At 66.6% G+C, this 20,582-nt stretch carries 18 protein-coding genes; 7 read left to right on the forward strand and 11 right to left on the reverse strand.

The window, feature by feature from the left end; genetic code table 11:
* Positions 1 to 16 precede the first annotated feature (16 nt).
* Positions 17 to 841: an acid phosphatase gene (locus UC35_RS07345; RefSeq protein WP_061497628.1), complete on the reverse strand. Its 825-nt coding sequence runs from the start codon at positions 839 to 841 to the stop codon at positions 17 to 19.
* A 192-nt stretch (positions 842 to 1,033) separates the two neighbouring features.
* Here UC35_RS07345 and UC35_RS07350 point away from each other — a divergent pair, with 192 nt between their 5' ends.
* The gene (locus tag UC35_RS07350; RefSeq protein WP_227820490.1) at positions 1,034 to 2,479 is read left to right on the forward strand and encodes a DUF1254 domain-containing protein; all 1,446 of its coding nucleotides are present in this window, start codon (positions 1,034 to 1,036) and stop codon (positions 2,477 to 2,479) included.
* On the opposite strand, the gene UC35_RS07355 is transcribed toward UC35_RS07350, so the two are convergent.
* From UC35_RS07355 to UC35_RS07400, 10 genes are all read right to left on the reverse strand, one after another.
* The gene (locus tag UC35_RS07355; RefSeq protein ID WP_061497630.1) at positions 2,476 to 2,958 is read right to left on the reverse strand and encodes a hypothetical protein; all 483 of its coding nucleotides are present in this window, start codon (positions 2,956 to 2,958) and stop codon (positions 2,476 to 2,478) included. The two genes, UC35_RS07350 and UC35_RS07355, sit on opposite strands and share 4 nt — an antisense overlap.
* A 47-nt stretch (positions 2,959 to 3,005) precedes the next feature.
* Entirely contained in the window at positions 3,006 to 4,052 is a 1,047-nt protein-coding gene (locus tag UC35_RS07360) for a DUF1214 domain-containing protein (protein WP_082792922.1), read from the reverse strand.
* A gap of 71 nt (positions 4,053 to 4,123) precedes the next feature.
* Positions 4,124 to 5,779: an AMP-binding protein gene (locus tag UC35_RS07365; protein WP_061497632.1), complete on the reverse strand. Its 1,656-nt coding sequence runs from the start codon at positions 5,777 to 5,779 to the stop codon at positions 4,124 to 4,126.
* A 21-nt stretch (positions 5,780 to 5,800) separates the two neighbouring features.
* Positions 5,801 to 6,673, reverse strand: a complete 873-nt coding sequence (locus tag UC35_RS07370) for an SDR family oxidoreductase (RefSeq protein WP_061497634.1) — start codon at positions 6,671 to 6,673, stop codon at positions 5,801 to 5,803.
* A gap of 35 nt (positions 6,674 to 6,708) precedes the next feature.
* The gene (locus tag UC35_RS07375; RefSeq protein WP_061497637.1) at positions 6,709 to 7,827 is read right to left on the reverse strand and encodes an acyl-CoA dehydrogenase family protein; all 1,119 of its coding nucleotides are present in this window, start codon (positions 7,825 to 7,827) and stop codon (positions 6,709 to 6,711) included.
* A gap of 38 nt (positions 7,828 to 7,865) precedes the next feature.
* Positions 7,866 to 9,065 (reverse strand): acyl-CoA dehydrogenase family protein, encoded by a 1,200-nt coding sequence (locus UC35_RS07380; protein WP_061497639.1) that lies wholly within the window; start codon positions 9,063 to 9,065, stop codon positions 7,866 to 7,868.
* Positions 9,066 to 9,090: 25 nt separating this feature from the next.
* A complete protein-coding gene (locus UC35_RS07385; RefSeq protein ID WP_061503726.1) occupies positions 9,091 to 10,272 on the reverse strand; it encodes a lipid-transfer protein in 1,182 nt (393 codons plus the stop codon).
* 26 nt (positions 10,273 to 10,298) lie between these two features.
* Positions 10,299 to 11,444: an acyl-CoA dehydrogenase family protein gene (locus UC35_RS07390; protein WP_061497641.1), complete on the reverse strand. Its 1,146-nt coding sequence runs from the start codon at positions 11,442 to 11,444 to the stop codon at positions 10,299 to 10,301.
* A gap of 16 nt (positions 11,445 to 11,460) precedes the next feature.
* Positions 11,461 to 12,702, reverse strand: coding sequence for a thiolase family protein (locus tag UC35_RS07395; RefSeq protein WP_061497643.1), 1,242 nt, complete (start codon positions 12,700 to 12,702; stop codon positions 11,461 to 11,463).
* Between the two features lie 3 nt (positions 12,703 to 12,705).
* Positions 12,706 to 13,476 (reverse strand): enoyl-CoA hydratase/isomerase family protein, encoded by a 771-nt coding sequence (locus tag UC35_RS07400; protein ID WP_061497645.1) that lies wholly within the window; start codon positions 13,474 to 13,476, stop codon positions 12,706 to 12,708.
* A gap of 222 nt (positions 13,477 to 13,698) precedes the next feature.
* Between UC35_RS07400 and UC35_RS07405 the strand changes: the two genes are divergently transcribed.
* The 6 genes from UC35_RS07405 to UC35_RS07430 all read left to right on the forward strand — a co-directional run bounded on the left by UC35_RS07405 (position 13,699) and on the right by UC35_RS07430 (position 20,573).
* Complete coding sequence (locus UC35_RS07405) at positions 13,699 to 14,148, forward strand: MaoC family dehydratase (protein WP_061497647.1); 450 nt, start codon at positions 13,699 to 13,701, stop codon at positions 14,146 to 14,148.
* Between the two features lie 134 nt (positions 14,149 to 14,282).
* Complete coding sequence (locus UC35_RS07410) at positions 14,283 to 15,194, forward strand: SDR family NAD(P)-dependent oxidoreductase (RefSeq protein ID WP_061497650.1); 912 nt, start codon at positions 14,283 to 14,285, stop codon at positions 15,192 to 15,194.
* Complete coding sequence (locus UC35_RS07415; protein WP_061497652.1) at positions 15,191 to 16,321, forward strand: CaiB/BaiF CoA transferase family protein; 1,131 nt, start codon at positions 15,191 to 15,193, stop codon at positions 16,319 to 16,321. The genes UC35_RS07410 and UC35_RS07415 overlap by 4 nt, the downstream gene beginning before the upstream one ends.
* A gap of 95 nt (positions 16,322 to 16,416) precedes the next feature.
* A complete protein-coding gene (locus UC35_RS07420) occupies positions 16,417 to 18,090 on the forward strand; it encodes a DUF1302 domain-containing protein (RefSeq protein ID WP_061497653.1) in 1,674 nt (557 codons plus the stop codon).
* Positions 18,091 to 18,102: 12 nt separating this feature from the next.
* Positions 18,103 to 19,458: a DUF1329 domain-containing protein gene (locus UC35_RS07425; RefSeq protein ID WP_061497655.1), complete on the forward strand. Its 1,356-nt coding sequence runs from the start codon at positions 18,103 to 18,105 to the stop codon at positions 19,456 to 19,458.
* Between the two features lie 113 nt (positions 19,459 to 19,571).
* Positions 19,572 to 20,573: a WD40/YVTN/BNR-like repeat-containing protein gene (locus tag UC35_RS07430; protein WP_227820491.1), complete on the forward strand. Its 1,002-nt coding sequence runs from the start codon at positions 19,572 to 19,574 to the stop codon at positions 20,571 to 20,573.
* Positions 20,574 to 20,582: the final 9 nt, after the last annotated feature.

A 20,582-nucleotide genomic window follows, 5' to 3' on the forward strand; every position in this document is an offset into this window, starting at 1 on the left:
GAAGGAGGAAGACAAATCAGCGTGTGCCGAGCGCCTGCGCTTCGGCCCCGCAGTCGCGCGACGGAGCGAGCTTCTTGCTGCGTGCCTCGCGAATCTCCTTGCGGGCGGCCTCGACCTCGGCAAGGAACGCCGGTTCGGCGTGCACGCGCGCCACCACCCCAGCCGCCACCAGGCGCCCCGCATCGACGTCGCTCTGCCAATGCACGCCGCAGATGACGCGGCTCTGGCCGTAGGCCTCGCCGCGCTTGAGGATGGCATCGGCGCGCTCCGGCACGATCTCGGCCAGCACCAAGGCCCAGGCCCACCCCAGCGACGAGTGTCCGGAAGGATAGGAACCGTCCTTGGCCAGGCTCGCTTCCTCGGCCGGCGCGCAGGTGGGCTCGTTGTAGGTGGCGAAGGGCCGCTTGCGCTTGTAGCTGTCCTTGGCGGCGTAGGTGGCCAGCCCCGCATCGGCCATCGTGCGACGCAGCAGCAGGTAGGTGTGCGGCGTGTCCTTCTCGGTGATTGGCAAGTCCGCTGCACATGAGAATGCGGCTGCGGCCTGCGGGAAGCGCAGCACGGCGTCTTCACTGGCCTGCTTCCAGCGCGCGCTACCCTGCAGGCTGCGGGTGCTGCGATAGGCCTCCTCGTCAACGGCGAAGGCGGCGGTGCCTGATGCGGGTGGCGCAGCCAATAGCGTCAGGCTGTTGGGCAAGGCGTTGCGCGGCAAGTAGCCGGCCAGGACGCCCGGGCGGATCTCCGGCACCTCGCTCGCAGGCGTGGGCCTGGGCAATTGGCTGCTGCACGCGCCCAGGCAGGCCAGGGCTGCAAGAGCTACAAGAAGTCGGTTCTGGATCGGCATTCGAGTCACTTCGGGAAAACAGAACATGATCCGGCCCCAGATCCCCGCGTGCACCCCCCCTTTGCGGGGTGGTTCGTGCGTTTGCCAGGGGAGCACTGGTGCTGAGCGGGCAGCAACATTGGACCTTGGTCCAATGGCCGGCAACCGCAGGCTGCAGAACATCGACCGTCGCACGGACAAAGGAGCATTGTCATGGCGACGTCCCGCAAGGCCGAGAAGGGTTCGGCCCCCAAGCCCAACCCCCTCACCCCCTCGCCCGCCTGGGCCGCGGCGATGGCCCCCGCACCCGATGCGCGCGTGAAGATCACCGAGGCCTACGCCCGCATGGTCGCGCGCGACGCCTACTTCTGGGCCTGGCCGATGGTCAACATCTACAACCGCCGACTGGCTTTCGCGCGTTGCCCCGAGCCCATGTTGGCGAACGGCGTTCTGCCGACTGCGCCGCTGAACAGGCTGTCGATGCTGCACGACTACATCGCGCCGGAGCAGCGCTTCGTCGCCTGTCCCAACCAGGACGTGGTGTACGGCGGCAGCATTGCGGCGATGGACCTCTCGCCGGTCGTCGTGCAGGTGCCGGACTTCGGGGACCGCTTCTGGGTCTACCAGGTGGTGGACCTGCGCACCGACTCCTTCGCCCAAATCGGCAAGATGCACGGCACCACGCCCGGCTTTTACCTACTCGTGGGGCCCCAGTGGCAAGGCGAGGTGCCCCGGGGCATCACGCAGGTGTTCCGCTCGAGCACGAATACCGCCTTCGTAGTGCCTCGCGTGTTCCAGGACGACACGCCCCAGGACCGCAAGGCCATCCAGTCGGCGATCGCGGGCATCGATCTCTATCCACTGGCCGAGTACGACGGCGAGATGAAGCTGCGCGACTGGGCGAAACTGCCCAAGTCCCCGCCGGCTGCCGCGGGCTCAGAAGCGGGCGAATCGCGATGGGTATTCCCGGAAAAATTCCTCCAGCAGTTGCCCGAGGTGATGGCCGACGCCCCGCCGCTGCCAGGCGAAGAGGCCCGCTACGCGCAGATCCTCGCCGTGATCGAGGCCGCCCTGCATGACCCGGTGCTGGAGGCGGCGATGGTCGACGAGGCGACGAAGTGCGAGGAGGAGCTCGTCAAGCCCTTGCTGCAGTTCCGGAACTGGGGCATTCCCATGGGCAACCACTGGAGTTCGCTCGACAACACGGCCGCCTTCGGCACCGACTATTTCTCGCGGACGGCCGCCGCCAGGTCCAACATCCTGGTCAACGCACCACGCGAAACCAAGTACATCTACCAGGACCTCGACGCCCAAGGGCGGCGGCTGAACGGAGCCCACCGCTACACGGTGACCTTCGCCAAAGGCCAGACGCCGCCCGCCTCCGGATTCTGGTCGCTCACCCTCTACGACGCCGACCACTTCTTCGTGCCGAATGAGCTCCATCGCTTTTCGCTCGGCACCAAGAACAAGGACCTGAAGACCGACGGCGACGGTGCGCTGACGATCTGCGTCCAAGCCGAAGCGCCGCCGCAGGCGCAACGGTCCAACTGGCTGCCCGCGCCCAAGGGGGACTTCTCCCTGTACCTCCGGGCGTACTGGCCGCAGACCTCGGTCGTCGATGGGTCGTGGGTCCCGCCGCCGGTGGATCGACGCGATTAGGATTGGATCGGCTTGCCGAGCAGCGCCAGCACGGCGTCGGTCGACACGTCGCCCCGCCCGTCGATCTCGCGCACCACGAACGCCAGCAGCGCCTGTTCGTGCCGGGTGATGTGGCGCAGCAGCGCGCGCTCCTTGCCCTCTTCGGGCGCCAGTTTCTCGGCGGCACTGAACTGGGACATGAAGTTTTCCAACGTCGTCCGGAACATCAGCAGGAACTCCAGCCACGGCATGGCCGAGAACCGCTCCGCCAGCTTCTGGCCGCGCTCGACACGATGGGCTTGATCGGCCGGTTCCACGCCCAATTCCTTCAACGCCGTGCGCAGGTGCTCCCTGGTTTCCGCTTCCAGTTGCGCCAGCACCGCCCACTTGTGTTTGCGGTCCGCGCCCTCAGCGCGCACCGACAAGCCGCGAAAGAACGACTCGCCCTCGACCTCTTCGTCGAATCGTTGGATCAGGTACTGTCGATATTCGGCGGTCATGCAGGTCTCCCCGGCCGTGAGGGCCAGAGCCCCCACGGCCCCGTTGCTTACGGACGCGCGGCCGGCTGCGCCTCGGGGAAGCGCCACTGGCCGTTCAGTATCTCCGCGCGCGGACGGTACAGACGCACCATGTAGTTCCAGCCCTGGGTGATGGGCAGGCAATTCGGCACGGTGCCGTCACAGCCGCCGAACTGGACCGCGACCGAACCGTCGGCGCCCCGCTTCGCCGTGATGTTGTTGATCGTGTACGCGTTCTCCTTGTTGGGAATGAACCACCCTTCGGCGTTGTAGACGCTGATCGACCAGAAGCTGTCGACCGGCACGTCCTTCACCTTGAGCCGGTAGGTCGTCGCGCCGTCGTTCTGGCTGGGATTGACGAACTCGTAGAGCGCGTCCTTCTCCACCAGCCCGCCCCAGGCGATCGCGGCGCCGATCAGCTGACGCACGGGCGTGACCTGCTCCCGGGTGCCGAACATGCCCCGGGTGTCGCGGTAGGTTGCCCCGAGCACCATCAGCGCCTCGCGCATCTTCTTCAGGCTGGCCTGGTCCCAATTGGGAACCTCGAAGCGGCCGGCAGCCGCCTGGCTGCTCTGGATACCGTCCTGCAGCGCATTGGCCTGCCGCCGGTCCTCGGCGCTGGCCGGATCGAGCAGCGTGCGCACGAGAGCCACCACATAGCGCGTGCCGACCTTTTCCTTCGTCAGGACATGGGTGCCCGCGCCATACGTAGCGGCCGACACGTTCTGGTCCTCGCTCAGCGTGACCATGGACATGTAGCGCTTGCCGGCGTCAGGCAGCGTCACCGTCACCGGCCCGGCGTCCAGGTCGAACACGCCGAAGGAGTAGAGCGTGTCGCGATTGACCCGGACGACGGTGATCTTGTCGATCGGCAGCAGGTCGCGGTAGTGGATGAATTTGCCGAACGCGCCTTGCCTGACGAAGTTGCTGAAGTACCTGTCGGACTCGGCGCGGACGAAGTTCTCGGCCGTCACCGCCACGGTGGGCGAGCTCGGCGTGGCGTTTTGCGCCCAGGTGGCTTGGGCAGCGAGGGCGACGCCAACATAGGTAAGCGCGCGCAGCGAACGGGTGATCATGATCAGTCTCCTCCAGAAAAAGTCAGTTGTCTTGAGCTCCCTCTCCCTGAGGGAGAGGGAGAAATTCAGCGCTAGTCCGCTTCCATCACGACCTTGCCGCCGAGTTCGCCCCACCCGTTGGCCTTGGCCAGGTAGCGCTCCTCGATGACGTTGCGCCTGATCTTCATGGTCGGCGTCAGGAATCCGTTGTCGATGGACCAGGGCTCCTTCACGACCACCAGGCTGGCCAGCTTCTCGTGGCTTTCGAGCGTGGCGTTCACTTCCTCCAGCAGGGCTTGGAGTTCGGCGCGCAGCGCCTCGCGCGCATCGGCGTTCTCGATTTCCTTCACGGCATCGGCTGCCAGCATCGCCAGCGCGAAGGGCTGGGGCTGGGTCGGCCCCGTCACGCACACGGCCTCGATCTTCGGATGGGTGAGCTTGTTCTCGATGGGTACCGGCGCGACGTATTTGCCCTTGCTGGTCTTGAACAGTTCCTTCACCCGGCCCGTGATCTTCAGGCGCCCGAGTTCGTCCGTTTCACCACGGTCACCGGTCTTGAAGAAGCCGTCCGGCGTCAGGCTTTCGGCCGTGAGCTCCGGCTGCTTGTAGTAGCCCATCATCTGCGTCGGGCACTTGACCTGGATCTCGCCGTTGTCCGCGATGCGGCGCTCCACGCCGGGCAAGGGGGTGCCCACATAGCCCACCCGCACCTGGCCCGGGCGAGCGTAGTGCGAGTAGGCAAAGTCCTCCGTCATGGCATAGGCATCCAGCAGTTCCAGGCCGAGCTTGCGATACCACTCGATGATGTGCGCGGGCAGCGAGGCCGAGCCGGTGAAGGCCAGGCGGACCTCGGCCAGGCCGAGCTGCGCGAGGATGGCTTTCCTGGCCTGGTCCGAAAGGGGCGCGTTCGGCGGCACTTTGGCGCACACGCCGATGTAGAACTTGGTCCACAGCCGCGGCACCGAGATGAACACCGTGGGGCGCGCGCGCATCAGGTCCGCAACGAAGCTCTCCAGGGTGTCAGAGAAGTAGACCCGTAGTCCATGGAACAGCGAATTGGATTCCACGAACGAGCGCTCGGCGCCATGCGCCAGGGGCAGGTAGGACAGGAGGCGGTCGCTCGTGTTGAACCCGGCAAATTCGCCGGCCAAGCTCGCATAGACCCTCATGGTGCCGAAGCTGTGCATGACGCCCTTGGGCCTGCCGGTGCTGCCCGACGTGTACATGATGGTGGCGAGCTGCGTGGGTGCAGGCAGGCTGACCTCCTGCAACGGCGGGTGGGCGGCGGCGATGGCGTCCCAATGCTGCGATTCGGGCATCGCCGGCGACATGGGCAGGGCGACCATGGTCATGTGCGAGGGGATCACATGACGGATCTCGTTCCAGCCATCCGTCTTGCCGTCGAGTTTTCCGACGAACAGCACGCGGGCGTTGCAGTGCTCGAAGACGTACTGCGCGGTCTCGGCATTCAGCGTCGGGTAGAGCGGCACGGAGACGTGCCCAGCCATCCAGATGGCCAGGTCGGCCATGATCCAGTGCGCGCTGTTCTTGCCGAGGATCGCGATATTGCTTTCCGGGGGCAGCTGCAGCGATTGCAGGTAGGCCGCCATGCTGCGGGCCTGCCTGCCGACTTCCTGCCAGGTGTAGTCGACGACCGAGCCGTCAGGGTAGGGCTGGGTGAAGTACACCGCGTCGGGCTGGGTCCGCTCCCAGCGCAGGAAGCGATCGACCAAGGTGTTGTCGTTCATCGATGTCTCCGTATTGATCTGTCAGATGTTCTTTTGCAGCAGCTCGGGCAGGGATTCCAAGTGGAACCCGTCGAAAGGCTTGCTGTTCCGGGGCGGCTGCAGCTTCCAGCCGCCGCGTGCGTTCGGGCCGCCGCCGTCGACGCGAATGCAGCTGCCCGTGATGAAGGCCGCTGCGGGCGAGAGCAGGTAGACGATCGCCGCGGACACTTCGGCCACGGTGCCGTAGCGCTGCGCCGGGGTCTTTGCGGCGTAGCCGAGGATGCCGGCGACGGCATCGCCGGTGTAGTTGTCGAACCCGCTGGAGGCGATCAGGCCCGGCGCGACGCTGTTCACGCGCACGCCGGAGGCGGCCCACTCGCAGGCCGCGCTCTCGGTCAGCGAGTTCATGCCGGCGCGCGCTGCGCCCGAATGGGCCATGCCGGGCAAGCCGTTCCACATATCCGCGGTGATGTTGACGATAACCCCGCCATGCTGCGCCATCCAGCGCTGGTAGACCTCGCGCATGAAGATGAAGCCGCCGACGAGGTTGCTGCGGACCACGGCCTCGAAGCCCTTGGTCGAGATGTCCTTCAGCGGCGAGTGAAACTGGCCGCCGGCGTTATTGACCAGTCCGTCGACGCGGCCACGGCTGGCCAGCACAGCCTCGACCGTGGCGGCCACCGCGGCCTCGTCGCGGATGTCGGCCAGGTGCGTGCTCGCCTGGCCGCCGCCGGCCTCGATCTCCGCCTGCACCCGAGCCAGCTTGTCGGGCTTGCGCCCGACCAGTGCGACGCGCGCGCCCAGGCTGGCCAGCTCGTGCGCGGTGCAGCGGCCGATGCCGCTGCCGCCGCCGGTGACGATGATCACCTGCCCTTCAAACAGTCCGGGCCGAAAGATGGACCGATAGCTGTTCATGCGTTCTCGAACTGCTCGGAGACTATCTGGCGAACTCAGGCGCAAGCGGCTTCGTGCCGCTCGCTGCTGCCCAGCAACAGCTCCGCGACGACGGCGCGCTTGAAATAGTGGCCGACGAGGTACTCCTCGGTCATGCCGATGCCCCCGTGCAACTGGATCGCCTGGCCGCAGACCGTCTTCGCGGCGCGGCCGATCAGGGTCTTGGCGGCGGACAGCGTGGCTTGCCGTGTCGCGGCGTCGTCATTCAGGACCGACGCCAAGGCGGCGTACAGCATGGAACGGGCAAGCTCCATCTCTGCCGCCATGTCCGCGAGGCGATGCTGCAGCGCCTGGAAGCTCCCGATCGCCACCCCGAATTGCTTGCGCGTGTTGAGGTAGAGCGCAGTCACTTCGATCGCCTTCTCCATCGCGCCGACCAGTTCAGCGCACAGGGCGACCGTGCCGTGCGCCAGGCCCGTGCGCAACGCTTCCAGGCCCTGGCCCGCCGAGCCCAGCACCTTGTCGGCCGTCACCTTGACGCCGTCGAACACCAGGTCCTCGGCCCAGGTGCCGTCGTGCAGCGGCAGCGTGTGGCGCTGCAGGCCCGGGCTGTTTGCACCCACCAGGAACAGGGTGATCTCATCCTCCGCCGCCCCGGCCATGCGCGCCGAGACGATGAACTCGTGGGCCTGGCCGGCGCCGAGCACCAGGGACTTGCGCCCTTGCAAGACGTAGCCGATGTCGCTGCGCTGCGCGATCGTCGCCACCGGCAGCGGCATGCCGCGGGAGGCCGGCTCGCTGTAGGCGAGCGCGATGCGGCGCGAACCGTCCGCCAGCACTTGCAGCAGGCGATCTTTCTGTGCCGCCGTGCCGCCGGCCATCACGGTCTGTGCGGCCAGGACCGCGCAGCCGAGGTAAGGCTCGACAACGAGTCCGCGGCCGAACTCGTGCGCGATGAGGGCCGTTTCGACGATGGAGCCGCCCAGGCCGCCCCACTCTTCCGGCAACGCTGCCGCCAGCCAACCGTTCTCGGCGAAGGTGCCCCAGTGGGCGGTGCTGCCGCCCTGCCCTTGTTTGACGATCGCGGCGCGCGCCTCGAAGGCATAGGCCTTGTCGATGAAGCGGCGCACGCTGTCCTGCAGCAGCTGCTGTTCCGAATTGAGATTGAAGTCCACGCTTCTGGTCCTGCGTATTCAGTGATTCGAGAAGGGCGTCACGCCCTGAACAGGAGCGAGGAAATGATCCCGCGCTGCACTTCGCTCGTGCCGCCATAGATGGTCGACGCGCGGCGGAAGAACATTTCGGCCGCGATGCCGTCCGGCAGGCCGGACGGTGTCGGCGGGCGCTGGGCTGCCGGGTCGTTGTGCGGCGCGGCATAGGTCACCGCGCCGTGGTCACCGAGGCAGTCGACCAGAAACTCGGTCATCTGCTGCTGCAGCTCGGTGCCGCGGATCTTCAGCATCGAACCGAGCGCATGGGCCGCGGGGTTGTGGTCCTGCTCCATCGCGGCGACGCGCTGCGTCATCCAGCCGATGGCCTGCACCTGCGCCTTGAAGCGCGCGACCTTGAGCTTGAACTCGGGCCGTTCGCCCAACCGCTCGCCGTCCACCTGCTGCGTCTCGCCCAGCTGCGCCAGCTGGCGCAGGTAGCGCTGCAGCATCGGGAACTCGGCGGTGCTGGCGTGTTCGTTGTTCAGCAGAAACTTGGTGATGCTCCAGCCGCCGCCCTCGCTGCCGATCAGGTTGGCCACCGGCACCCGCACGTCGTCGAAGAAGACTTCGTTCAAGTGGTGCGCATCGTCGATGCTGCGGATCGGGCGCACGGTGACGCCCGGGGTCTTCATATCGACCAACAGAAAGCTGATGCCGGCCTGTTTCTTCACGGTGGGGTCGGTGCGCACCAGCAGGAAGATCCAGTCGGACAGGTGCGCATAGGTCGTCCAGATCTTCTGGCCGTTGACGACGTAGTGATCCCCATCGCGTTCGGCGCGCGTGCGCAGCGACGCCAGGTCAGAACCTGAACCGGGCTCGGAGAAGCCCTGGCACCACAGGCGTTCGCCGTTGAAGATGGGCGGCATGTGCTCGGCCAACTGCTCGGGCGTAGCGAACTGGTTCATCACCGGACCGAGCAGCTTCTGCGCAAACGTGTCCAGGGGCGGCGTGCCGGCGGCCGTGCACTCCTCATCGAACACGAGGATCTGGGCCACCGACCAGCCGGTGCCGCCATGCTGCTTGGCCCAGTACGGTGCCGCCCAGCCGCGCTTGTTCAGTGCCTGCTGAAAGGCCACGAATTCCTCGCGCGAAGAGCGCAAGCCCCGCGGCCGTGCGGCAAACTCCGCGGGCACATGGGCCTGCAGGAACTGCCGCACTTCCTGGCGGAAGGCCTCCAGGCCGGGATCAGGAAGAAAGTCCATTTCGAAATAATTCCGGGATGACCGATCAGTTGCGGTACATGGTGACCACGCAGGCGCCGCCGATACCGACGTTGTGCTGCAGCGCGATGCGCGCGCCTTCCACCTGGCGCTGCTGCGCATGGCCGCGCAGCTGCTGAACCAGCTCGGTGCACTGCGCCAACCCGGTGGCGCCGATCGGATGGCCCTTGGACAAGAGCCCACCCGAGGGGTTGACGATGTAGCGGCCGCCATAAGTGTTGTCGCCGTCATCGACGAACTTCTGCGCACCGCCTTCCGGGCACAGGCCCAGGGCTTCGTAGGTCAGCAACTCGTTGTGCGCGAAGCAGTCATGCAGTTCGACGACGTCGAGGTCTTCGGGACCGATGCCGGCCGCCTCGTAGACCTTGTTCGCGGCCGCGCGCGACATGCCATAGCCGCAGACGTAGCGCATGTCGCCGGACTGGAAGGACTCGGGGCCGTCGGTGGCCAGTGACTGGGCAGCAATCCATACACGCGTATCCAGGCCGTGCTTGCGCGCGTACTCCTCGCTGCACAGCACCGCGGCCGCAGCCCCGCAGGTCGGCGGGCACGCCATCAGGCGCGTCATGACGCCCGGCCACACCACCTGGTCGGCCATGACTTCCTCCGCCGTGACGACCTTCTTGAACACCGCCATCGGATTGTTGGCCGCGTGGCGGCTCGCTTTGGCGCGGATCTTCGCGAAGGTCGAAAGCGGCGTGCCGAAGCGCTTCATGTGCTCCATGCCGCCGCCGCCGAACAGGCGCAGCGCCATCGGCACGTCGGACTGGCCCATCAGGGTGTCGCATTGCTGGTCGAACAGCTCCAGCGGAGACGGCCGGTCGTGGAAGTTGACACCCAGGGCCCCGGGATTCATCTGCTCGAAGCCGAACGCCAGCACGATGTCCGCCTCGCCGCTGGCGATGGCCTGTCGCGCCAGATAGAGGGCCGTCGAGCCGCTGGAGCAGTTGTTGTTGACGTTGACGACCGGGATGCCGGTCATGCCCACGTCGTACAGCGCCCGCTGTCCGCTCGTGGAGTCGCCATAGATGTAGCTGGCATAGGCCTGCTGGATCGACTCGTACCCCACCTGGGCATCGGCCAACGCGAGCCGCACCGCCTTGGCACCCATGACGGGGTAGGCTTCCGCGGCGCCCGGCTTCATGAAGGGAATCATGCCGACCCCGGCAACGACGATCTTGCGCGTCATGTCCATGTCTCCTTGTGATGTGTGTGTCAGGCGAACGCGCCGATGCCGGTGAGTGCGCGCGAGATCATCAGCTTCTGGATCTCGGTCGTGCCGTCAGGCACCGGGATGACGATCGCCTCGCGCGCGTAGCGCTCGACGTTGAACTCCTTGGTCACTCCGTTGCCGCCGTGCAGCTGCACCGCATCGCGGCAGACCTTCACGGCCATCTCGGTCGCGTACCACTTCGCCATGGACGACTGCACGTCGCAGCGGACGCCGGCGTCCATCATCGCGAAGGCGCGGAAACACATCAGGCGGGCGGCGTCGACCAGGGTCGCCATCTCGGCGATCTTTTCGGCAATGAGCTGGTGGCCCGCGATGGGCTTGCCGAACTGCCTGCGCTCCTGGGCATAGGCGATGGACTCCTGCAGCGACGCGCGCATCAGGCCCACCGAAAGCATCCCGACGTTGGCACGTGCCTTCTCGAACAGGCGCAGGGTGTTCTTGAGCGCGGCGCCTTGCTCCCAGACGACGTTGCTCACGGGCACGCGCGTGTCGGAGAAGAATATCTGCGCCGTCGACTGCGAGTTCAGCGCGATCTTCTCAATGTTGCGCGACTCGTAGCCGTGCTCCTTGCGATCGACCAGGACATGTGACAGCTCGTTCGGACCGGTCAGCACCGTGGCGATGAGGATGTCGGAGTAGTCGCCGTTGGTGATCCAGGTCTTCTCGCCGTTGATGACGAAGTGATCGCCGTCACGCCGGGCCTGGGTTTTGATGTCGGCCACGTTCGAGCCCACGTCGGGCTCGCTGATGCAGAAGCCGCCGAAGGCGCGGCCCGCCAGGAAGTCCGGCAGGTAGCGGTCGCGGATCGCCGGCGCCTGCTCCGACAGCACGAGCGCGAAGCCCTTGTTGATCATCACGCACAGCGCGATGTCCACCGACACGGTGCACAGCTCCTCGAACAGCATGGCCTCGGTGACGTACGACAGGCCCATGCCGCCGAACTTCTCGGGCAGCGAGGCGCCAGGCAAGCCGAACTCGGCGATGGCCTGCGTGATCTCGCGCATCTTCTCCTTGGGGATGTGCCGGTCGCGGTATTGGCGCGCGACAGGGCGGATCTCCGCTTCCAGGAACTTGCGGAAACTTTCGACTGCAAGACGCTGGTCTTCGGTGGGCGACTGGAAATTCATGACAGGACTTCCGTCATCAGGCGCGAGTGAAGATGCCGATGTGCTCGGTCGCTTCCTCGACCCGCCACAGGCCACCGCCATTGCCCTGGATCGCAAAGCGGGCACCCTCCACCTGACGGGGTCCGCATTCGCCGCGCAGCTGGGACACCAGCTCGAACACCTGTCCGAGGCCGGTCGCGCCGATGGGATGACCCTTGGATTCCAGGCCGCCGGACGGGTTCACCGGGATCGAACCGCCGACCGTGGTCTCGCCGCGCTCGGCCAGGATGCCGCTCATGCCGGGTTCGCGCAGCCCCAGCGCTTCGAAGGCCAGCAGTTCGCCGATCGCGGTGGCGTCGTGCACTTCGGCCACGTTGATTTCGCTCGGTGCGATGCCGGCCTGCTCGAAGGCCTGCTTGGCGGCCAGCCGCGTGCAGCCGTTCTCGTGGTCGTCTGCGGCACGGGCCGATGCCGAACGCATCACGCTGGCCATCACCTTCACGGCGCGGCTGCGGTCGAAGCCGTATTTCTTCAGCGCCGTCTCGGTGCACAGCACCATGGCGGCCGCGCCGTCGGAAATCGGCGAGCACATCGGCAGCGTCAAGGGATAGGTGATCGGCGGGGCGGCCAGGATCTCCTCGACGCTCATCGGCATGCGGTATTGCGAGCGCTCGTTGTGCACCGAATGGCCGTGGTTCTTGGATGCGACCGCGGCGACCTGGCGTTGCGTGATGCCAAAGCGGCTCATCAGGTTGCGCCCCAGCGCCGCATACACGTCCATGAAGGGGCTGTAGGGCTTGTCCGATTGCGAGCCTTCCGGCGGGACGATGTCCTTGCCCAGCTCCATCAGAAGGGCCTGGTTGTCTGCCGTGGTCTCGATGTCCCAGGCCGACTCGAAGCACGAGAACATCTTGGCCTTGTCCTTGGAATACATCTTCTCGGCGCCCACGGCCAGCACCACGTCGGCCGCGCCGGCGCGCAACTGGTTGACGGCCAGGTTGAAGCCCGAGCTGGAGGAAGCGCAGGCGCCTTCGAGGTTGTAGATCGGGATGCCGTCCAGGCCGAGCGGCAGCAGCGCGACGTGGCCTCGGATCATGTGCTGGCCGTCGAAGTGGCCTTGCGTGGTGTTGCCGAAGAAGGCGGCCTGCACGCGCTTGCGGTCGCAGCCGGCGTCCTTGAGCGCGTCTTCCACCGCCCAGGCGGTGAGCTGCTTGACGCTCTTGTCCATGTGACGGCCGAAGGGCGTCATGCCGGCGCCGATGATGTAGATGTTTTCCATATATCAATACCCCTTGAACTGCGGCTTGCGCTTTTCGGCGAAGGCGCGAAGGCCTTCCTGGATGTCGTAGGAGCGCTGGTGATTGCGCAGCTCCAACAACTCGTGTCTCAGCGCATCGGCTGTCGACTTGTCGGTCGCTTCGTTGGCGACCTTCTTCATGCGGGCAAGCACCAGCGGGCTCTTCTGGGCCAGCTTCTCGCCGATGGCTTGCGCGCGCGCGGAAAGCTCCGCGTCGGCGACCACCTCGCTGACCAGGCCGTAGGTCTTCATGTCCTCGGCCGACAGCGAGTCGCCGGTGAAGAGCATGTACTTGGCCACGTTCGCCGGCACCTTGCGCGGCAGGATCGCCGCGCCGCCGCCGCCCGGGAACACACCGAAGTTGGAATGGGCGTCGCCGAAGGTGGCACTGCGCGCCGCGATCACGAAGTCGCACGCCATCACCGTCTCCAGGCCGCCGGCCAGTGCCAGCCCGTTGACCGCTGCGATCACCGGCTTGGGGAATGCCCGCAGCGTGTCGAAAAAGGCAGCAAGGACGTCCATGAAGTCCGGCTCGCCGGGGCCGACCGGCGCCGAGGCCTGCTTCAGGTCCGCGCCGGCGCAGAACGCCGGGCCGGTACCGGTCACGACCACGACCCGGACCTCCGGGTCGCTTTGCCAAGCAGTCAGCGTGGCGGTGATGCTGGCCGCCATCTCGCGGTTCAGCGCGTTCATGGCCTTCGGCCGTTCCAGGGTGATCCAGCCAACCGGACCGTTTTTGGCGTGCGACACGCTCATGAGTCAATGTCTCCTGAATAGCCCTGAACGCCAGCGCGCGTGACTGGCGGCGGCGTTGCTAGGCGATGCGGGCAGTCTAGGTAGCCAGCCAAAGGTGCATGCCAACCCGGTAAGGGGGGGATCCGGGTGGCCCCCCCTGTGACCCCCTCCAAATCAGGTGGGGTGGCGGGCGAAGCCCCGCCCATAACCTGACGCGCTTTCCAGCCATGTGGCAGCAGTTCAATGAAGAGTTATGAAACCCTGGCCGACCTGAAACCCCTCGTGGGCGAGGTGATCGGCACCAGCGACTGGATCCTGATCGACCAGCAGCGCATCAACCTGTTTGCCGACGCCACTGGCGACCACCAGTGGATCCACGTGGACGTGGAGCGCGCCAAGACCGGCCCGTTCGGCAAGCCGATCGCGCACGGCTTCCTCACCCTGAGCCTGATGTCGGCGTTCTTCTACAGCGGCTTCGAAATCCGCAAGAGCGCGATGGGCGTGAACTATGGGCTCAACAAGGTGCGCTTCATCCAGCCGGTGCCGGCGGGCAGCCGTGTGCGCGGCCACTTCAGGCTGCTGGCCTGGGATGCGATCGACAACGGCGCGCAACTGACGATCGAGGTGTCCATGGAGATGGAAGGTTCGGACAAGCCGGTGTGTGTCGCGGAGTCCATCACGCGCCGCTTCTAGGTTTTTCTCCTTCCCCCTCCGGGGGAAGGTGGGGATGGGGGCGCTTCGTTGAGGCCGCAGCGCCCCCACCCCAGCCCTCCCCCGGTGGGGGAGGGAGAAAGCGTTTGTTTTGATTTTTTGCTGAAGGTATTGAGATGACGATTCGATTTGACGGCCGGGTGGCGATCGTGACGGGCGCGGGCAATGGCCTGGGCCGCGTGCATGCGCTGGAACTCGCCCGCCGCGGCGCCAAGGTGGTGATCAACGATTTCGGCGGCAGCCGCGACGGCAAGGGCGGGTCTTCCGAAGCCGCCCAAAAGGTGGTGGAGGAGATCCGCGCCGCCGGAGGCAGTGCGATCGCCAACGGCGCGAACGTCTGCGACTTCGAGCAGGTGCAGGCCATGGTCGCCCAGGCCAAGGCCGAATTCGGCCGGGTGGACGTCCTGATCAACAACGCCGGCATCTTGCGTGACAAGACCTTCTCCAAGATGGAGATGGCCGACTTCCGCGCGGTGATGGACGTGCACCTGATGGGCTCGGTGCACTGCACGAAAGCGGTGTGGGAGATCATGCGCGAGCAGAACTACGGCCGCATCCTGATGACGACCTCGTCGTCGGGCCTGTTCGGCAACTTCGGCCAGTCCAACTACGGCGCCGCCAAGATGGCCCTGGTCGGCCTGATGCACATGCTGTGCATCGAAGGCAAGAAGAACGACATCCGCGTCAACACCATCGCCCCGATCGCGGCGACGCGCATGACGGAGGACATCTTCCCCGCGGCCGTGCTCGAGGCGGTCACGCCCGACCAGGTGACGCCGGCGGCACTGTTCCTGGTCAGCGAGAACGCGCCCACCAAGGCCACGGTGTCGGCGGGCGGGGGATCGTTCTCCGCGGCCCGCATCGTCGACACGGCGCCCGTGTATTTCCGCCGCGACCAGGTCTCGCCCGAGGCACTGGCCGAGCACTTCGCGCAGATCGCGGACTGGGACACGCAACGCGGCTACGAAGACTCCAACCAGCAGGTCCAGGTGCTGCTCCAAGCCGCGATGGCCGGGTTGAAGGCATGAGCTTGCGGACGGGCCCGCTGCAGGGGCTGCGGGTGCTGGAGATCGCCGGCATCGGCCCGGCGCCCTTCTGCGGCATGTTGCTGGCGGACCTGGGCGCAGACGTGGTGCTGGTCGACCGCCTGCAGCCCGGCGCCGAAGACACGGACCTCGGCGCCCACGCCGTCCACAACCGCGGCAAGCGCTCGATCGCCGTCGACCTCAAGTCCGGGGCCGGCGTGGAGACGGTGCTGGGTCTCATCGAGGCCTGCGACGTGCTGATCGAAGGCATGCGCCCGGGCGTGATGGAGCGCCTGGGCCTGGGCCCCGACGTGTGCCTGGCTCGCAACCCCAGGCTGGTGTACGGCCGCATGACCGGATGGGGCCAGGACGGCCCGCTCGCCCACGCGGCCGGCCACGACATCAACTACATCGGATTGTCCGGCGCGCTCTGGTATTCCGGCCAGCCGGGCGAAGCACCCATGGCGCCGCCCAGCCTGGTGGGCGACATCGGCGGCGGCGCCATGTACCTCGCGGTGGGCGTGCTCGCCGGCGTGATGAACGCGCGCGCCACTGGACAGGGCCAGGTGGTCGATGCAGCCATCGTCGACGGCAGCGCCCACATGATGAACCTGCTGCTGGGCCTGAAGTCGGCCCGTCAGATGCACAACGAGCGCGGGCGCAGCCTGCTCGACGGTCCGCATTGGTATCGGAGCTACCGCTGCGCCGACGGCGAATTCATCTCCGTCGGATCGGTCGAACCCCGGTTCCACCGCCTGCTGCTGGAGAAGCTGGGGCTTGCAGACGACCCCGCGTACGCGCGCGTCGCGTATGACCCCGCGTCGTGGCCGCAGCTGCATCGCCAGTTCGCCGAACTCTTTGCCACCCGCACCCGTGCCGAATGGTGCGCCCTGCTCGAGGGCTCGGATGCGTGCTTTGCACCGGTGTTGAACCCCGACGACGCGGCCGCGCATCCCCACATGGCGGCGCGTGGCATCTACAGCCGCATCGACGGCGTGCTGCAGGCCAACCCGGCCCCGCGCTTCTCTCGCACGCCGGCCGGGCCACCGGCAGGCATACCGGTGCGCGGACAGCACACCGACACCGTGCTGTCCGAATGGGTAGGCCATGTGCCGGAAGGAACTGCATGACGAACTAACCGAGACATGCATCGGCGCATGCGGAGAGACCGTGTGCCGCCATTTGAGGGGCACTTTCCATCAACAGTGTGAGGAGAACGAAACCAATGGCTGAAATCAGTCAAACCAGATTCAAGGCACCGCGACGACACGCATTGGCTGCTGCGGTGATCGCGCTCTGCGCGGGAACATGCGGGACGGCGAACGCGATCGAGTTCGATACCGGCAACGACGATGTCCAGCTGCGGCTGGACAACACCGTGCGCTACAACTTCGGCCGCCGGGTCGAAGCCCAGAGCCCCGGCGTGCTGGGTGCCGTCAACTCGGACGACGGCGACCGCAACTTCAAGAAGGGCAGCACGGTGACCAACCGGGTCGACCTGCTGACCGAATTCGACGCCGTCTACCAGAAGAAGTTCGGCGTTCGCGTGTCCGGCGCCGGGTGGTACGACCAGGCCTATGCCGGTGGCTTCGACAACACCAGCCTGGCCACCACCAACCACTTCGAGGGCAGCACGCCGGGTTTCGGCCTGAGCCACGTCACCAAGCGCTACTTCAAGGGTGCTTCCGGCGAGTTGCTCGACGCCTTCGTCTTCGGCAACTTCGAGCTGGGTGACATGCCCCTGGGCGTACGGGCCGGCCGGCACACGGTCAACTGGGGTGAGGCCTTGCTGGGTGGCGGCGCCATCCACGGCATCACCTACGCGCAGGCGCCGCTGGACCAGGCCAAGGCACTGGCCACCCCCGGCATCGAGGCCAAGGAGCTGTACCGCCCGCTGAACCAGATCTCGGCCAACCTGCAGGCCACGCCGGAGCTGTCCTTCGCGGCGCAGTACTTCCTCGAGTGGGACAACAGCCGCGTGCCGGAAAGCGGCACCTATCTGGGCTTCGCCGACCACTATCTGAACGGCGGCGAGTCGCTGATCGTCGGGCCGGGCGTGCGCGCCATCCACGGCAAGGACCTCACGCCGAAGAACCGCGGCGACTGGGGCGTGGCGGCGCGCTGGAGCCCGCAGTGGCTGGACGGCACGATGGGCTTCTACGTGCGCAACTTCTCCGACAAGTTGCCGCAGGCCATCCTGATGGCAGCCCCGCCGCGGCAGTATTTCTTCAACTACGGCGACGACATCGACCTGTACGGCATCAGCCTGGCCAAGCAGATCGCCGGCATCAGCTTCGGCGCTGACCTGAACTGGCGCAAGAACATGCCCCTGGTCAGCGAGAGCGTGATCCCGGTCACCTCGCTGGCGGCCTTGCCTGCCCAGGGTGAGATGCTGGGCGCACGCGGCAACACCGTGCACGCCGTCCTCAACGCGATCGGCTCGGCGCCTGCCACCCCGCTGTGGGACAGCGCCTCCTACGCGGCCGAACTGACCTGGAACCGCTGGTTGTCGGTGTCCCAGGGAATGAATGTCTTCAAGGGTCGCGCCAGCTACACGGCCATCGACAAGGTCAGCAAGGACTTCGTCGGCCTGGCGCTGAACTTCACGCCGACCTGGTTCCAGGTGTTCCCGGGGGCCGACCTGTCCCTGCCGGTCAGCTATTCGGCGGGCCTGTCGGGCAACTCGGCAGTCACCTCGGGCGGCAACAAGGATGCGGGCAACTGGGCCATCGGCCTGGGCCTGGATCTTTACAGCAGGTACCGCTTCGACCTGAAGTACGTCGACTTCTTCGGCAAGTCCACGAAGAACGCGGCCGGCGGCATCACGGTGCCCAACGGCACGCCGGCGCTGCTGGAAGACCGAGGCGCGGTCTTCTTCACCTTCAAGACCACTTTCTAAGAGAGCTCCAGGATGAAAAAACTCGCAACGGCATTGATTGGCGCAGGCCTGTTTGCCGCGCACCTCACCGCCCTGCACGCGGCGGTGACGGCAGACGAAGCCAAGCAGCTGGGCACCACGCTCACCGCGATCGGCGCGGAGAAGGCCGGCAACAAGGACGGCACGATTCCCGAGTACACCGGCGGCCTCACCACGGCGCCGGCGGGCTTCCAGAAGGGCAGTGCCGTCCGGCCCGACCCCTTCGCCAGTGAGAAGCCCCTGTTCTCGGTGGACGCCAAGAACATGGACCGCTACGGCGACAAGATGACCGAAGGCGCCAAGGCCCTGATGAAGGCCCGCCCGGACTGGCGCATGGACGTGTACCGCACGCACCGCACCGTGTCCTTCCCGAAGTTCGTCCTCGACAACACGGTGAAGAACGCCACGCGCGCGAAGACTTCCGATGACGGCCTGAGCATGCGTGGCGCGCGCGCCGGCATTCCGTTCCCGATTCCGAAGAACGGCAACGAGGTCATGCTCAACTACGCGGCGCGCTTCCAGGGCGTCGCGAACGTCGTGCCGAAGTTCACGGCCTACAACGTCGATGCCGCCGGCAAGCTGGTGCTGTCGAACCAGGGCAGCTACCTGACCGAAAGCGTCTACTACGGCGACACCAAGACGGAAGATCCCGTCTGGCTGACCCGGGTGCGTGCCAACTACACCGGTCCGGCGCGCCGTGCCGGCGAGGCCGCCATGGTGATGGATCCGGTGAGCTACTCGGACAACGGGCGGCGCGCCTGGTCGTACCTGCCGGGGCAGCGCCGCGTGCGCCTGGCGCCCGACCTGGCCTATGACACGCCCAACCCCGGCACCTCGGGCATGGCCACCTACGACGACACCAGCATGTTCAACGGCAAGCTGGACCGCTTCGACTTCAAGCTGGTGGGCAAGAAGGAAATCTACGTTCCCTACAACACCTACCGCTTCACGTTCAACGACAAGCCGGAGGACGTGTTCCAGTCCAGGTTCATCAATCCCTCGGTGGTTCGCTGGGAACTGCACCGGGTCTGGGTGGTCGATGCGAAGCTGAAGGAAGGCCAGCGCCACGTCTATTCACGCCGCACCTTCTACATCGACGAGGACAGCTGGCACGTGGTCGCCAGCGACCAGTACGACGGCCGCGGTCAACTGTGGCGCGCGGGTTTCAACTACCTGGCGCCCCTGTATGACGCATCGACCATCAGTGCCACGGCCAGTCACTACGACCTGATTGCCGGCACCTACTACGCCAACATCTGGCCGGGCGCCGGCGGCGTCAAGGTGATGGAGCAGCTCACGCCCGATCTGGCGTGGACGGCCGACGCATTGGCGGGGCAAGGCGTCCGCTGACCGGCGGCAATCGCTGACCAGCGGTAGTCGCTGACTGCGCCGCGGCCGAGAGCGCAAAACGCTTGGGCCGCGGCGTTTTTTCATTCCGGATCGACGTTCGCGAAAGCAAACACGTGCGCAACAAACTGACCCTGGTCCAGATCGCCATCTGGGCCGCAACGATGGCGGGCGCGGCGGCTGCCGAGCCCGCATTTCAATCCCCTCTCGTGCTGCCGGCGACCCCAAGCGGGTTGGCCATCCGCGCGCCGCTGAACTCCATTGCGATGGCGGGCAAACGCCTGGTGGTGGCCGGCCAGCGCGGGCACATCCTGCATTCCGATGACGGCAAGACCTGGGCGCAGGCCGCGGTGCCCCTGAGCGCGGACCTGACGGGCTTGTCCTTTCCCACGCCCAAGCTGGGTTGGGCGGTGGGCCACGAAGGCAGCGTGCTGCACACTGCCGACAGCGGGGCGACCTGGCACAAGCAGCTCGAGGGCGCGCGCATCGCCGATCTCCTGGCCAGGCAGACCGGCCAGCCGGCCGGCCCCGACCAGCCGCTGCTCGATGTCTGGTTCGAAGACGACAAGAAGGGCTTTGCCATCGGCGCCTTCAACCTGATCCTGCGTACCGAGGACGGCGGAAAGACCTGGGCCTCCTGGGCCGATCGCGTCGACAACCCGAAGGCCATGCACCTGTACGCGATCCGGCCGGCGGCCGGCACGCTGTTCATGGTTGGCGAGCAGGGCCTGGTGCTCAAGTTCGACCGGGCGGCCCAGCGCTTCACCCGGGTGGCGCTGCCCTACCAGGGAACGCTGTTCGGCGTGACCGGCAACAACAACATGGCTCTCGTGTTCGGCCTGCGCGGCAACGCCTTTCGCACTACCGACGCTGGCGCCAGCTGGACCAAGGTCGAAACCGGCCTGCAGGCAGGCCTGACCAGCGGCGTCGTGCGTACCGACGGCTCGGTGCTGCTGGCCAGCCAGACGGGCCAGCTGCTCCTGAGCGTCGACGAGGGCGCCACCTTCCGTCGCATCCCCCTTCCCAACCCCGCGCCCGTGTTCACGCTGGCCGACGCCGGCAACGGCAACGTGGCCATGGCCGGTTTCGGCGGCGTGCGGCTCGAATCACTGAAGTGAAGCAATAAG

Source organism: Ramlibacter tataouinensis, assembly GCF_001580455.1.
In the GTDB taxonomy this organism is placed as follows: domain Bacteria; phylum Pseudomonadota; class Gammaproteobacteria; order Burkholderiales; family Burkholderiaceae_C; genus Ramlibacter; species Ramlibacter tataouinensis_B.